Origin of the sequence: Streptomyces sp. x-19 (assembly GCF_046549115.1) — a bacterium.
GTDB lineage: Bacteria > Actinomycetota > Actinomycetes > Streptomycetales > Streptomycetaceae > Streptomyces > Streptomyces albulus_C.
This window is the reverse complement of record NZ_JAJPWK010000043.1, coordinates 16061-28980: the sequence shown is the minus strand read 5'-3', so window position 1 is coordinate 28980 and position 12920 is coordinate 16061. Positions and strand designations below refer to the sequence as shown.

The window sequence follows — 12920 nt, the reverse complement described above, 5'->3', positions numbered from 1 at the left end:
TGGGCGATGCCCGACAGCGTCATGGACTTGTGGAATCGCCGGCCGATCAACGTTTTGATCCGCGCAAGCGTCCATCTCTGATCCGGCCATCCGTGCGCGACCGGGCCCTTGGCCAGTTCCTCCTCGAACACAGCGAAGAGTGTGTCACTCAGCTTCGGCCGGGACACCGGGCCGCGGGAACGAACCCCGTCTCGACCTGCTGCCCGCCAGGCTTGCTGCCACCGCTGGACTGACCGGACGCTGACCCGTAACTCTCTCGCGACGTCGGAACTGCCCCGCCCCTCGGCGAACATCGCGGCCGCTTCCATCCGGATCCGCTCGCGGAAGGCTTGCCTCTCCGCGGTCAGACCCCCACCCTGCGGATACCTCATACACCCGGCATACCGCAACGATCACCAACCGTCAGCCCCTACGACAAGACAACTTCAAGGTCAGTAATCGCCGTGCGCTGATGCTCGTGGCTACGTTCAGTGCGTCGTCCCCCACGGAGACGCAGACGAGCCGGAAAGGGAACCCCACGTGTCTGCTTATGGCTTCGCGCACCTGCACAGCCGTCGTCAACACCCCGACGTTTCGGAATACTTGGAGCGCATCCAAGCCACCCTCGACCCCTTTCACGGACGCTTCGTCATCCACGGCCCACCGGCCGAAGTGGTGGAGGGCACCTGGCCCGGCAGCATGGTGCTCATCGAGTTCCCCGACTTGACCGAGGCCCGTGCCTGGTACGCGTCGCCCGCCTACGAGGAGATCCTGCGGCTGAGGACCGACCACATCGAGGGGGACGTGCTGCTGATCGAGGGCGTCGGACCGCAGTACAACCCACGAGAGCGAGCAGCGAAACTGCGAGCGGAGGCGGGACAGGCATCGCGACGCCCCTGTTGACACCGCGCTGTGTCTCGCCCACTGGCGGCCCCTCCAGTTCTGAGTGAAGACCGTCGTTCGGGGGCCTGACGGGACCGCCCGCCGTCATCGGCACCAGTCCCAGAAGGCACCAGCGGCCTTCCGCGGTCCGCGCCAACTCACCTGTCATGACCGTCTTGACGACCGCAGGAGGGCGGTTACCGCTCCGCGATTCCTAACCGATCCCGGTGACCGTCGACAGCAACGACAGGAGCAGGGCCCCGATCGCGCCTGCGGCACCGTAGAGCCGCACTCCGTGTCGGTCGTCGTGCCGACGGACGTACAGCGCGGTGGCCGTGGCGAACGCCAGGCCGCCGGCGATGAACCACGGCCCCCACAGGTACAGGTACCACCCGGTCAGCGCGGCCAGGTCGCGCGCGACGGAGACCGTACCGGCCTCGACCAACAGGCCGTGAACGACGAAGAGGCCGCCGTGCCAGACGAGCAGCGTCGCAGCGGCACCCCCGCACAACACCGTCAGACGGCCGGTCCGTCCGCCCCGCAGGCGTGTCAGGCTGATCCCGACGAGCGCCCCGAAGAGTTTGACGAAACCGGTCGCCCACAGCACGGCGACGAACCACGGCACCCTGTCCTGAGCGAGGGTCACCAGCGACTGCGACACCGTCGATTGCGCACCGAAGGTGCTGCCGGTCGCCCAGACGAAACTGGGCGCCGCGAACACGACCCCCCACGCTGCCGCGAGGAGCCCGGGCCACTTGTTCGTACGACGGCGGGGTGCGCGGCCCGGGAGCGGACGCGCTGTCTGGTGCGATGCGGGCGTGCTCGACATGACTGGCGCTCCGTGCTTCGTCGTGGCGTGGGCGTGCAGGCTTCCGTTCGGCAATCTGTATGGCTCACCGTACAAATTATCTGTACTGTGAACCATACAGATTGGGGGATCATGGAAATCAACGAATGGATCCAGCGGCTGCCGAAGGTGGAGCTGCACGTGCATCTTGAGGGTTCGCTGCGGCCCGCGACGCTGTTCGCGTTGGCGGCGCGCAACGGCGTCCCCTTGCGGGCGCGCAGCGCGCAAGAGCTCACCGAGCTGTACCAGTTCGGCAGCTTCGAGGACTTCGGCCGGCTCTTCATGACGGGGCTGAAGGTGTTGCGCAGTGCGGAGGACTTCGCGGACGCCACGGTCGCGCTCGCCGCCGAACTCGCCGCGCAGAACGTCCGCTACGCGGAGGTCACCACCTCCCCGATGGGCCACCACCACCGCGGCATCGCACTGGCGGAGTACGCCGCGGGGCTCGACGAAGGACGTCGACGCGCCCGTGCGGACCATGGCGTGGAGATCGGCTGGATCTGCGACATCGTCCGCAACATGGAAGACCCCGACTCCCACCACACCATCGACTTCCTGTTGGGCCCGGACGCTCCCGAAGCAGTCGTCGGACTGGGACTGGGCGGCGTCGAACACGGCTTCCCGCCCGAGCTGTTCGCCTCCTCGTTCGCCAAGGCCAAGGCCAGCGGACTGGCTTCGCTCCCGCACGCCGGAGAGACCGCCGGCCCTTCCAGCATCTGGGGAGCCTTGCGGGTGCTCAAGGCCGATCGCATCGGACACGGCATCCGCTGCCTGGACGACCCGGCCCTGGTCGCCCACCTCGCCGAGGAACGGATCCCCCTGGAGGTGGCACCCACCTCCAATGTGGCCCTGTGCCTCGCGAAGGACGCGGAGAGCCACGTCCTGGGCGAACTGGCCCGCGCGGGACTGGCGGTGACGCTCAACACCGACGACCCCGCCTACTTCCAGACCACGCTCAACGACGAGCTGCGGACCGCTCACGACGTGCACGCATTCTCCCGCCAGGCATTGCTGGACGCCCAGACCACCGCACTGCGCGCCTCCTACGCACCGGCCGGGATCAAAACCGCCGTGGCCCGCGAACTCCAGCAGACCCACCCATGAGCGACTTCGCCGCAACCGCGGTCAGCACCGGCTAGAAAGAGGAACCCACCGTGGCACGCCCCCCAGGGCCAGAACGCCCGTTGTACGTGCGCATCGCGATGTCGCTTTCGCGGCTCGGGCAGCTACGTCGCCGACCCGTTGCCCATCGAACCGCTGTCCCCACAGTCGGGGCCGGTCTACACCGGCTTCCTCGATGACTTGGACAACGAAGCCCACCACGTCCGCGAACGCACCCGCGTCCAGGACACCCTCCACGCCGACCACGCCCTGGCCGCACGCTTGAAAGTCCCGGTGGGGGCACCCGTCGTGCGCTACCGCGCCACCAGGCTCCGCGACGACATCCCCTACGGCATCGCGACGGACATCGTCCCCCAGGCCGTCGCCGACCGCATCACCGCCGACGTACTCGCGGCGAGCCCCACCCTCGTCGACGCGCTGACACTGGCACGACGGCAGGTCGCCGAGAGCCTGCAACGCGTCGAACCCACCCTGCTGGACGCCGAGGACGCCCAACGATGCGGAGCGTCCCCCGGCGACCCCGCACTGGCCATCACCGGCATCGCCTACGACGCCGACCACGTCCCCGTCAACGCCTACACCCTGACCGTCATCAAGGGCTACGGCATCGGCCTCCACCTCACCCGCGTGTAACCAACGGCATGAACTCCGAAACCGTCGGCACGGTCAGCCTGCCATCAAACACCGCTCCGATTCCGGCATCGGCACCCGCGCCCTCCCGGAACGGGCGCCGATACCGCAAACAGTGAGGAAGGCCCCATGGCTCCCCCGCTGGACCTGCGGACGGCCTTGGGCTACACCGCGTTCTGGGCTCCGCGGACCCAACCGTGCACCCCTGGTGGGCGCCACGCGAGACGGGACGGATGCGGTACTCGGCCATGCTCTCGGTGCTCAGGGCCGAGTGGCCGGAGGGCAATGCGGGGCTGACCGCCGACCCGGCCACGGCGGACTCCCGGTAGGGCGACGACGTTCTACCCGAAGATCGGCACCACGCCGAAGTACGACGTCTTTCACGCAAAGAGATCTCCGGCTGTGGACTGGCCTCACCAGTCCTGGTCGGACCCGAAGAAAGCAGCGAACGGCATGAGCACCAGAATCTGCGCTCCCACGGCGGCTAGATGCACAACGCCGGCGAGCTCCGCCCCGCTCCGGTGCGACGGGCTGGGGCCGCGCTCCTTCGCCCTCACCCACCACGAGCCCGGCCGTCCCGTCATCTCCATGCCTGCGGCGGCGCCTCCCCTGCTGGCCGCACACTCTGCGACGACCGTCGGTGTCCCCTCAGGGGCCCACCGGTGAACCGCGACGGAGCACGGCACCCACTACGACGACGGCATCCGGAGCGCGCGCCGGCACCGGGGGGCACGGGAAGACTGTGGGATCGGGCCGGGCGGGCCGCCGCCTACGCGGCCGCACTCGCACTGACCCCGTACGTCTGTATCAAGGTGTCGTGGGTAATCGGCTCGCTCCTGGGCGCCTTACCCGTCGGCGCGGTCTTCACCACGACGGGTTGGGTGCTGCTCAACACGGTCACGATCGGCGTGGCCGGCGCCGGGATCGCGGTGGCGCTCGCTCTGGTGCGCCCGTGGGGGATGCGCGTCCCGGGGCCACCGCTGGCCTTCTGTGCCTGGTTGGCGGTCGGGTTCCTCGTCCCCCTCCTGCCGTACGCCGTGCTCGGTTCGCTGCTCGGCCCGGCCGACGAAGTGGCGTCGAGCAGCAACGACGTTCCGACGATGCCTGGTTGGGAGGCTGCCCTGGTGCAGATCGGCTTCGTGGGCATGGGACTCGGTCTCGTCCTCGCCCTCCCCGCCTACCTCCGCCGCCGCTGGCCCCACACCTTCGCCGGTCGCCTCGAAAGCAGCACCTCCGGACGGTCCTTCGTGCTCCGGTGCGTGGCCCTCGCCGCCGGGGTGGTGGGTCTGGTCTGGCTCGCCTGGGCAGCGGGAAGCACCGTCGCCGTGGCCCATCCCACCACACGGGACATCAACTGGCGCCTCCTGAACGGAGTTTCTGGCCTCTGGGCTCTCATTACGGGGGCATCCACTTACGTCCTGCAGCGGAAGGGGCCCATCAGGTTCCCCCGTTGGTTGCCGGTCTCGGCCGCCTGGATCGGATCAGGCGCACTGTTCTCCTGGAGCGGTTGGAAACTTGCCCTCACGCTCTATCTCCTGCTCGCCCATCCTCCCGACGCGTCCCTGCCGGAAGACCTCACCACGGCTGCCTTCCTCCATGCCGCTGCCCTCGGAGCAGGAGCGACCCTGGCCCGGGCCTTGGCCCGGGCGGCAACCCAGGCCCGATCGCCGCAAGCGCCGCGGTAGCCCAGACGGGCGCTCACCGGCCTGAGCGGCGAGGACATCGACATCCGCTAGCGGGCGTTCCTGCGCAGGCTCGACGTCGAGCACGTCTTCCGGCTGATTTAGCAGAACCTCGGCTGGACCGGCCCGAAGCTCCGCACACCGAGTCCCGAGACCGCTGGACGTGGCTGATCAGCGACGCCCCCCAGCTCCGGCTCACCCACGAAGCCGCGGCGGACCTCCGCCGCCCCTGGGACAAGCCGGCCGGGCCCGCACGGCTTACTCCACGGCCCGCGACCGCCGAGGATTTCGGAACCGCCCGAACCTGCGCTGTCCGGACCGCGCACCGAAGTCCTGAGCACCCGGATCAGAAAGTCGACTTGGTATGAAGAACCGCCGCCCCACAACCCATTTCTGACTTCGGCGCTTCGAGGTCAGTCCGGTCTGTCGAGAGTGAGGCCGGTCCCGGCGAGGAATCCGCCGAGGGTGCAGTGCCGGTAATACGCAGTTGTCAGCCCGATCGCCTCAGCGAGATCCGCCAGCACGGGCGGTGAGCAGGGCGGCCAGATGCCCGTCGCCGCGGTGCTCACGCAGCACGGTCGCGGCGTGCCACAGCCGCAGATGCGGTACGTCGGGCCAGTCCAACCCGGCGTTGGCGACGGCGACGGCGGCGGCGGCGACGACGAGTGCGAACGATCACGTAATTCGGCTCTGTCGCCGACAGCGAGCGGACCGCCGGCCCCGAACCGTGATCCGTTTGTGCGTGGCGGCGACGGTTTAGAGGGTCGTGCGGAGGTCCGGAGCGGCGGCGATATCCCGTTCCCCAGTGACGATGACCTGGCAGATGTCGGGTCCGTCCTCTGGGCGCCGCCGGGCTCGCCCGCCGTTCGCGGCGTTGGACGGGGCGGGGTCCGTCAGCCGTACAGGGTCTGCGCGATCTCCAGCGCCAGGCGCAGTTCCAGCAAGTTGCCGGCGTTGGTTGACGTGGGCAGCAGTTCCTGTGCGCGCTTGACTCGGTAGGTGACGGTGTTGCGCGCGACGTGCAGGCGGTCGGCCGCCGTCCGCAGACCACGCTCCTCGGAGAGGTAGACGCGCAAGGTTTCGCGCAGCTCCTGCATCCGGGCACCGTCGGAGGCCAGCGGGCCAAGGATGTCCTGCACGAACCAGTGCGCGTGTTCTGGCTCGGCGGTGGCCAGGGCCACCAGACGGACGTCCTGGTAGTCGCACAGCCAGTCGTTCGTGTTGTGGAGGGCGATCCGGTCGGCCTGCAGGGCAGCCAGGTGGCTGCGGCGCATGCCGTGCGGGCCGTGTGCGGGCGGACCGAGGGCCGCGTGTACCCCCGCCGGGGGGTCGAGGGCGTCGCGCAGGTGCTCGGCCGGGCCGACGGTCTCTTCAGCGGAGAGTGCGAGCCACAGCCATGCTGTTGTGTCGGTGGCGGGGATGAGCAGCATTCCTGCTGCTCGCACGGCGCGGGCCATGGTGGCCGCGGTCCGCTGCAGCCGTTCTGGGGCGGGCGGGCCGGCCTCGGTGTGGTCGCACCGCAGCACGGCGGCGACGTCGGTGCGGCAGATGTCGTAGCGCAGGCGTCGGGTGGCGGCCTGTACGTCGACCGGGCGTCCGGCGAGCAGGTCGTCGATGATGGCGCGACGTGCGGCCTCGTCGCTGCCGCGCCAGCGGTCCCGCTCGGCGATGTACTCCTCGGCCATCTGGCTGGCGTGGGCGTCGGCGTAGGCGAACAGCAACTCGTCGACCTCACGCAGTTCGGCCAGGCGTTGGTCGAACGGGACGTGTTCCTCGATCGCGGCCGCCAGGTCATGTGCCAGCCGGGCATGTCCGAGCCGCACGCCTCGCAGGACCCGGTCGAGAGGGACACCGCGGCGGGCGAACTCGCGGCATCCTTCAAGCGTCTCCTCGGTCGAGACGGCGACGGGCCGCGGGTGCTGTGTCAGCAGCAGGTGCAAGGCCGCGAGGACGGCGGATTCAGTGGAGCGTCGCAGGGTGGTCATGGGGGCTTGTCCGCCGCCGTGCTCGGGAACCTCGTCGAGGATCTCGGCCGCCATGACGGCAGCCGTTTGCACCGCCCACCGGACCGGGTCCGCCCCGAGGGTTTCTGTCGCGGCGGCCGCGGCTGCCTGCGGCATGACGGGGTCGACCGCCCGGTCGGGGGCCGGGCGAAGCGTAAGGAGCCACTCTCGCGTCACAACCCGCCTCGATATCTTGTGCGGCGCGTTACCGCGCTGCGCGCGCCCGTCACCTGGCAGGGCCGTCCAGGTTCGTTGACCACGTCGACGGCGGACAGGCATGGCGACCGCGGGAGCGCCACCTCCGATACCAAAAATACGCTTGAAGAGCACCGCACGAGCAGGGCATCTGCTCGTGCGGTGCGCGAGGTGACGGCATGTTCCGTGGATGACGGGCAGGGAGAGGATGCGGCGGGCCCGTGGCACGTCTGTTCCCGTTGTTCAAGGTGTAGAAGCCCGTACGCTGCCCGCAGTGAGTTCGTCGCGGAGCGTGGCCACCAGGCCGGGCACGGCGTCCATACCCGGAGCGCCGCCGAAGACATAGAAGTCGGGGCGCACAAGCAGTGCCTGCTGTCCGGTGGCGGCCACGTGAGCGAGGTACGTGCCGTCGAGGTCGACGACGTCGGCCGGGCCCGCGGCGGTGTGGTCGTCGGTGATCCGCAGGAGCCGGATCCCGAGCCGCTCGCACCAGCCGAGGGCGTCGTCATCGAGCACGTGTCGCGGATCCTGGGCGGCGAGCAGGGTGAATCCGGTGCCGACGGCCTGGTCGAACAGGTTGGTTCGGCCATGGAAGCGCACCTGGCCCTGGCGGCTGAGCTGTCCTGCCGGCTCCGCGGGAGCGCCGCTGGCATCGCCGACCAGCAGGCCACCGGTGAGGGTGCCCGGCAGCATGCTCACCAGCTGGTCGCGGCCGGCCTGCTGGTCGGCGACCATCCGCTTGTCGCGTTCGGCGGCCGCGGCCGGGTCGGTCTGGCAGATGATCCGCCCCAGGTACACCGACGCGTCGATAGCGTGCCGCAGATGCTCGGAGCGTTCGGGGGTGTAGGTGTCCAGCAGCGAGGCGTCGGCGTGGCCGGCGAGGACGAGGGCCAGTTTCCACGTCAGGTTGGTGGCGTCGCGGATGCCGGAACACATGCCCTGACCGGCGAAGGGCGGCATCTGGTGGGCTGCGTCCCCGGCCAGCAGCAGGCGGCCCTGGCGCCAGGAGTCCGCCCAGCGGGCCTGGAAGGTGTAAACGGTGTGGCGCTCCAGGGTGGCGTTGTCGCGGCGGATGTCCCAGGGGGCAAGCAGCTTCCACGCTGTTTCGGGACTGTTGAGCTCGGCGATCGTCTCGCCGGGCAGCCGCATGAACTCCCAGCGGCGGCGGCCGGGGCCGCCCGAGACGGCAGTGGTCGGCCGGGCCGGATCGCACAGCTGGAGGTTGCGCGGGGACCACACGCGATCCTGATCATCGGGGATGACGTCGACGACCAGCCAGTCGAAACGGAAGCCCAGGTCGGTCATCGAGGTGTCCATGCGGGAGCGGACGAAGCTGTTCGCACCGTCGCAGCCGACGACGTAAGCAGCGCGCAGCGTGCGGTGCTCCCGCACGCCATCGTCACCCGTCGGCTGGTCACCGGCGTTCTCGGCGATGGTCAGGCGCACGGCGGTCGGCTCTTCGGCGAGGTCCACGGCCTCCCTGCCGCGCAGGATCTCGACGCCGGGCAGGGCACGGGCACGCTCCTCCAAAGCCGCTTCGAGACGAGGCTGAGTGAAGATGTTCACGAATGGCCAGCCGGAGTAGCTGGTGTCCTCAAACGCCAGGCGCAACAGGGTCTGCCCCTTGCCGTTACGCCACTCGTAGTCCTCGGCCGGCTCGCTGAAGGTGCGCAGGGCATCGCCCAGGCCCAGGGATGCCACGATGCGGGCGATCTCATGGTCGAGGACCACCGCGCGGGGCAGCGGATACCGCTGCGGCCAACGCTCGACGACACCGACCCGCCAGCCCCGCATACCGAGCTGGATGGCCGTGGTGAGCCCCACGGGCCCCGCGCCGACGACCAGCACGTCGTACTCGTCCTGCCTTTCGGCGCCCCCCTCGTTGATCGTGCGCATGGCCTTCTCCTTTCTGGTCAGCTCGTGCTGTGAGCGCCGGTCATCAGCGCGGCGAGATCGTCGGGTCGGAGGAACGACGGCGGTACCGGCGGGCCCCAGCTGTACAGGGCACTCGCGCCCTCCCACACGCCCGGCGTCCACACCTGGTCGTCGACGATGCAGTCCATGTCGGAGAAGTACTCCGAGAAGTTGCCAGCCGGGTCCTTCAGATACCAGAAGAAGTTCGAGCCCAAGAAGTGGCGCCCCAGGCCCCACACATGCCGCTCGGGGTGCCCCTCCAGCATGCGGGTGGCACCGCGGCCTACCTCGTCCACGTCGTCCACCTGCCACGAGGAGTGGTGGAGGAAAGGCACGGGTGCCCGCTGGACGAGGACGTTGTGGTGGTCGGTGGTGCAGCGCAGGAACGCCGCGCCCGGGACGAGGTCGCTGACCTTGAAACCGAAACCTTCGGTGAAGAAACGCTGGGACGCCTCCTGATTCGTCGAGCCGAGGACGACGTGCCCCAGACGCCGGGGCCGCACCGGCTTCTCGCGCAGCACGCCGGGGGCGCGGACGTCCGCGCGCTCGATTCGTCCCGGCGCGTTGTACGGCGCGGCCGCGGGAGCGTCCTGGACGATCCGCGGCCGGATCTCCACGCTGACGGTGACCTCGGTGCCGGGATCCACCGCGCGCAGCGAGTGCGCGTCACGGACGAAGGGCACCTCCAGCCCCTTCAGGGCGGCGGCGATCCGGCCCAGGTCATCGCAGTCGTCGGCTCCGAGGACCAACTCGTCCAGACGGCGGCGCGGCGCGTGGACGATCTTCAGTTGCTCACCGCCGTCGGTGGTGGCGAAACGTCCGCGACCCAGATTGGTAAGCCCGAAGTCGGCGTAGTAGGCCGCGGTCGCCTCGACGTCGGGCACGCCCATGGTGATACGGGCGAGACGGTGCAGGGCCATGACTGGCTCCTCAATGCTCTCGTAGAAGATGAGGAAGGTGCGGATGGTTGGACGCGCTGTGCGGCCGGTCACCGCAGGTCGCCTGTAGTGCGTGTTGCTGTCAGGCCGTTTGGGGGCCGTGGGGGTAGCTGTGGCCGGCGATCAACTGGTTACGGAGTTCGCCGATCCCCTCGATCCAGCTGTGTAGCTCTTCCTCAGGGTGGAGGAAGCGCATCGGATTCCGGGCGCCACCCACGCCTGAGGGAGTGCCGGTGAATACCAGGTCGCCGGGGAGCAGCGGGCAGATCCCGGAGATCCAGGCGATCTGCTCGGACACCGAGAAGATCATGTGGCTGGTCCGGGATTCCTGCATCGTCTCGCCGCTGACCGCGCAGCCCAGCGGGAGATCGTCGGGGTCCTCGAACTCGTCAGGGGTCACCAGCACCGGGCCGATCGGGCTGAATCCCGGGAAGGACTTGCCAAGCGAGAACTGCGCCGGCGAACCTTGCAACTGGATGCGCCGCTCGGACAGGTCCTGGCCGACGGTGAGGCCGGCCACGTGTCCCCAGACGTCTGCGGCTGCGACCTGGTGCACCTGTGTTCCGACGACTGCCACCAGCTCGATCTCCCAGTCCACGGTTTCACTGGGCAGTGCGATCGTGTCGTAGGGACCGGCCACGGAGGTGGGGTACTTGGTGAAAATCGTCGGCTGGGCGGGCTTGTCGGCGGCCGACTCCGCCACATGGTCGGCGTAGTTCAGGGCGACGGCGAAGACCTGCCGAGGGCGTGGTGCGGGCGGGCCGAGCTGCCGCTCGCCAAACGCGGCACGCTCGTAGTCGGCCGGGACCGCGGACCGTGACCAGTCACGGAACTGCTGCCAGCGGTCGAAAACGGCCTGCGGATCGGACGGGAACACCCCGTCACTGGCCTTCTCCACGTCCACGACACCGTCGTCGTAGACGATCACAAGACGGCCATTGAGATTGGCTGTGCGCATGGCGCGCCACCTCCATAGAGAAATCAGAAATCGTTGATCGGTTCGGTCGGCTCCGCCGTAACCTCCGGAAACCGAAACCTTCGGCCGACGGTGTCAGGGCGCCGAGCGGACGTGTCAGGTCACAGGCCGGCGCCAACGCAAGACGGCCTTGTAATCGCCCGATGAAACGGCCATCAGCTCCAGACCTTCCGGGGTAAAACGGACGCAGCGTTCCAGGGTCGTCCCCAGCCACGGCGCGTAGTGGCTGAACATGACGTGATGGAACACCGCCCCGTCTGCCGCGCGCTCCCAGCGGCCGGCATACGCCACGGTCCCGTCGGGAGCTTCCGGCACTTCGGATGCACTGACATTCCGGGCGGGGCCGGTGGTCAGCAGGGCGCTCATCCAACCGCCTGCGGTGTACAAAAGCATCCCGCCGGGCCGTTCCCCGAGCGGATGGGAGGTCACTCCTCCGCATTCAACGGTGAAATCCTCCAGGACCCACATTCCAACCATGTCGTCCACAATCGCCTCCTGTGTCGCTCACGTAGGCCACGAGCAATGCGACAGGCAGTGCTCAATGAACCCATCCACGTGGCCGACCTCCGTCGCCCACACTTTTGAGTGAACGTCGGCCCTCGCTGCAGCTCTCGGTCCGAGAGACCAAAAAGTCGCCTCGTCTTTGAGCCGGGAGCCTGCATGCCGTGAAGCCGGACGGCGCCTTCCTTCTGCACCTGGGCGCCAAAGCCCTGGTCAAGCCGGTCGCGGACGACAACACCGGAGGTACTTTTGCCACCCCACCGGAAGCCCTGTTCCCGGAAAACCTTTGCCGAGCAGATCAACGGTCTCACCGAGCGATACCGACGATCGAGCGTCGGGCTGAAGGTGGCTGCGGTCCATCACGGTGGAACTCGGAGTGAGGCCCTTCGCAATCGGTGCCGAGCAGGCGTTGGACCCCGGACTGGGCATTTTGCCTCGCGCCGTCGCCCTCGGCTGCAGCATCATCTGCTAGTGCTCTGACCGCTTAGGTTCGCCGGGTTGGCGGTCGTGGCGGTTGGATGTGCGGTGACGTCCGACCCGACCGCTGGGGGTGTGGTGGCTGAGCCTGTCCGTGCGCGCAGACTGACCGACCAGGAGGGGCAGAAGCTGCAGCAGATCGTGCACCGGGGCAGCACCAACTCGGTGCGCTACCGGCGCGCGATGATGCTGCTGGCCTCGGCCGGCGGGAACCGGGTGCCGGTGATCGCCCAGCTGGTGCAGGCCGACGAGGACACCGTTCGGGACGTGATCCACCGGTTCAACGAGATCGGCCTGGCCTGCCTGGACCCTAAGTGGGCGAGAGGCCGTCCCCGCCGACTCAGCATTGACGACGAGGACTTCGTCATCCAGGCGGCCACACCCGCCCCACCAAGCTCGGCCAGGGGGTTGAGGAACATCCGTGTCAGATCGTGCGCTAAGTGGGTGTTTCGCGGCATTTCACCCGAAGAACGAGTTCTACGAGCGTGTCCGCAACGAGACGCAACAAATTCCGGAAACTGAAAAACGACTACGGGAAACCGTCACCAAGCTCAGGAAGACCCTCGCCAACAAAGAAGCCGAGCTCGAAGAGCTCCGCCAGCGGGTGACCCTGTTGACTCTCGCCGGCGCTGTTCTCCCCCCAGAAGAAGGACCCATCTCCCGAGCCTCCTCCGGCCCCGGACAACGTCGTCCTCTTCCGCCCGCCGAGCCGCTGAGCGCTCGACTCGCAGAGCCGCCCGCGTCGCCCTGATGCTGGCGGCTCTGCTGCGTTGT

12 protein-coding genes and 3 pseudogenes are annotated in these 12920 nt (G+C 68.8%); 7 read left to right on the top strand and 8 right to left on the bottom strand.

Features of this window, described 5'->3' with window-relative positions:
- On the bottom strand, positions 1-371 hold a 371-nt coding region (locus tag ACLJT4_RS40455), incomplete at its 3' end, for a helix-turn-helix domain-containing protein (protein WP_411130051.1).
- A gap of 148 nt (positions 372-519) precedes the next feature.
- On the opposite strand from ACLJT4_RS40455, the gene ACLJT4_RS40450 reads away from it, so the two are divergent.
- The gene (locus tag ACLJT4_RS40450) at positions 520-882 is read left to right on the top strand and encodes a DUF1330 domain-containing protein (RefSeq protein ID WP_411130050.1); all 363 of its coding nucleotides are present in this window, start codon (positions 520-522) and stop codon (positions 880-882) included.
- A gap of 193 nt (positions 883-1075) precedes the next feature.
- Here ACLJT4_RS40450 and ACLJT4_RS40445 read toward each other — a convergent pair whose 3' ends face one another.
- The gene (locus ACLJT4_RS40445) at positions 1076-1582 is read right to left on the bottom strand and encodes a DUF3995 domain-containing protein (RefSeq protein WP_411130049.1); all 507 of its coding nucleotides are present in this window, start codon (positions 1580-1582) and stop codon (positions 1076-1078) included.
- 219 nt (positions 1583-1801) lie between these two features.
- Here ACLJT4_RS40445 and add point away from each other — a divergent pair, with 219 nt between their 5' ends.
- The 4 genes and pseudogenes from add to ACLJT4_RS40425 form a co-directional block, all read left to right on the top strand.
- On the top strand, positions 1802-2812 hold the full coding sequence (gene add, locus ACLJT4_RS40440; RefSeq protein ID WP_411130048.1) for an adenosine deaminase: 1011 nt from the start codon (positions 1802-1804) through the stop codon (positions 2810-2812).
- Between the two features lie 138 nt (positions 2813-2950).
- Positions 2951-3463, top strand: a complete 513-nt coding sequence (locus tag ACLJT4_RS40435) for a UTRA domain-containing protein (RefSeq protein WP_411130047.1) — start codon at positions 2951-2953, stop codon at positions 3461-3463.
- A gap of 809 nt (positions 3464-4272) precedes the next feature.
- Positions 4273-5145: a hypothetical protein gene (locus tag ACLJT4_RS40430; RefSeq protein ID WP_411130046.1), complete on the top strand. Its 873-nt coding sequence runs from the start codon at positions 4273-4275 to the stop codon at positions 5143-5145.
- 15 nt (positions 5146-5160) lie between these two features.
- Positions 5161-5476, top strand: a pseudogene (locus ACLJT4_RS40425) (transposase); the annotation flags it as partial.
- A gap of 191 nt (positions 5477-5667) precedes the next feature.
- Here ACLJT4_RS40425 and ACLJT4_RS40420 read toward each other — a convergent pair.
- The 6 genes and pseudogenes from ACLJT4_RS40420 to ACLJT4_RS40395 form a co-directional block, all read right to left on the bottom strand.
- Positions 5668-5799 (bottom strand): annotated as a pseudogene (locus tag ACLJT4_RS40420) (helix-turn-helix domain-containing protein); the annotation flags it as partial.
- A 236-nt stretch (positions 5800-6035) separates the two neighbouring features.
- Complete coding sequence (locus ACLJT4_RS40415; protein WP_411130045.1) at positions 6036-7262, bottom strand: PucR family transcriptional regulator; 1227 nt, start codon at positions 7260-7262, stop codon at positions 6036-6038.
- A 321-nt stretch (positions 7263-7583) separates the two neighbouring features.
- Positions 7584-9236: a bifunctional 3-(3-hydroxy-phenyl)propionate/3-hydroxycinnamic acid hydroxylase gene (locus ACLJT4_RS40410; protein ID WP_411130044.1), complete on the bottom strand. Its 1653-nt coding sequence runs from the start codon at positions 9234-9236 to the stop codon at positions 7584-7586.
- 17 nt (positions 9237-9253) lie between these two features.
- On the bottom strand, positions 9254-10174 hold the full coding sequence (locus ACLJT4_RS40405) for a VOC family protein (RefSeq protein WP_411130043.1): 921 nt from the start codon (positions 10172-10174) through the stop codon (positions 9254-9256).
- Positions 10175-10274: 100 nt separating this feature from the next.
- A complete protein-coding gene (locus ACLJT4_RS40400) occupies positions 10275-11150 on the bottom strand; it encodes a fumarylacetoacetate hydrolase family protein (RefSeq protein ID WP_411130042.1) in 876 nt (291 codons plus the stop codon).
- A gap of 114 nt (positions 11151-11264) precedes the next feature.
- Complete coding sequence (locus ACLJT4_RS40395; RefSeq protein WP_411130055.1) at positions 11265-11645, bottom strand: lipocalin-like domain-containing protein; 381 nt, start codon at positions 11643-11645, stop codon at positions 11265-11267.
- Positions 11646-12224: 579 nt separating this feature from the next.
- On the opposite strand from ACLJT4_RS40395, the pseudogene ACLJT4_RS40390 reads away from it, so the two are divergent.
- Together ACLJT4_RS40390 and ACLJT4_RS40385 are read left to right on the top strand one after the other, a co-directional pair.
- Positions 12225-12550, top strand: a pseudogene (locus ACLJT4_RS40390) (helix-turn-helix domain-containing protein); the annotation flags it as partial.
- Positions 12551-12567: 17 nt separating this feature from the next.
- Positions 12568-12897, top strand: a complete 330-nt coding sequence (locus tag ACLJT4_RS40385) for a hypothetical protein (RefSeq protein WP_411130041.1) — start codon at positions 12568-12570, stop codon at positions 12895-12897.
- Positions 12898-12920 lie beyond the last annotated feature (23 nt).

Coding starts and splice junctions, on each gene's coding strand:
- add (WP_411130048.1), top strand. CDS start 1,802: ATGGAAATCAACGAATGGATCCAGCGGCTGCCGAAGGTGGAGCTGCAC.
- ACLJT4_RS40415 (WP_411130045.1), bottom strand. CDS start 7,262: ATGCCGCAGGCAGCCGCGGCCGCCGCGACAGAAACCCTCGGGGCGGAC.
- ACLJT4_RS40410 (WP_411130044.1), bottom strand. CDS start 9,236: ATGCGCACGATCAACGAGGGGGGCGCCGAAAGGCAGGACGAGTACGAC.
- ACLJT4_RS40405 (WP_411130043.1), bottom strand. CDS start 10,174: ATGGCCCTGCACCGTCTCGCCCGTATCACCATGGGCGTGCCCGACGTC.
- ACLJT4_RS40400 (WP_411130042.1), bottom strand. CDS start 11,150: ATGCGCACAGCCAATCTCAATGGCCGTCTTGTGATCGTCTACGACGAC.
- ACLJT4_RS40395 (WP_411130055.1), bottom strand. CDS start 11,645: ATGGTTGGAATGTGGGTCCTGGAGGATTTCACCGTTGAATGCGGAGGA.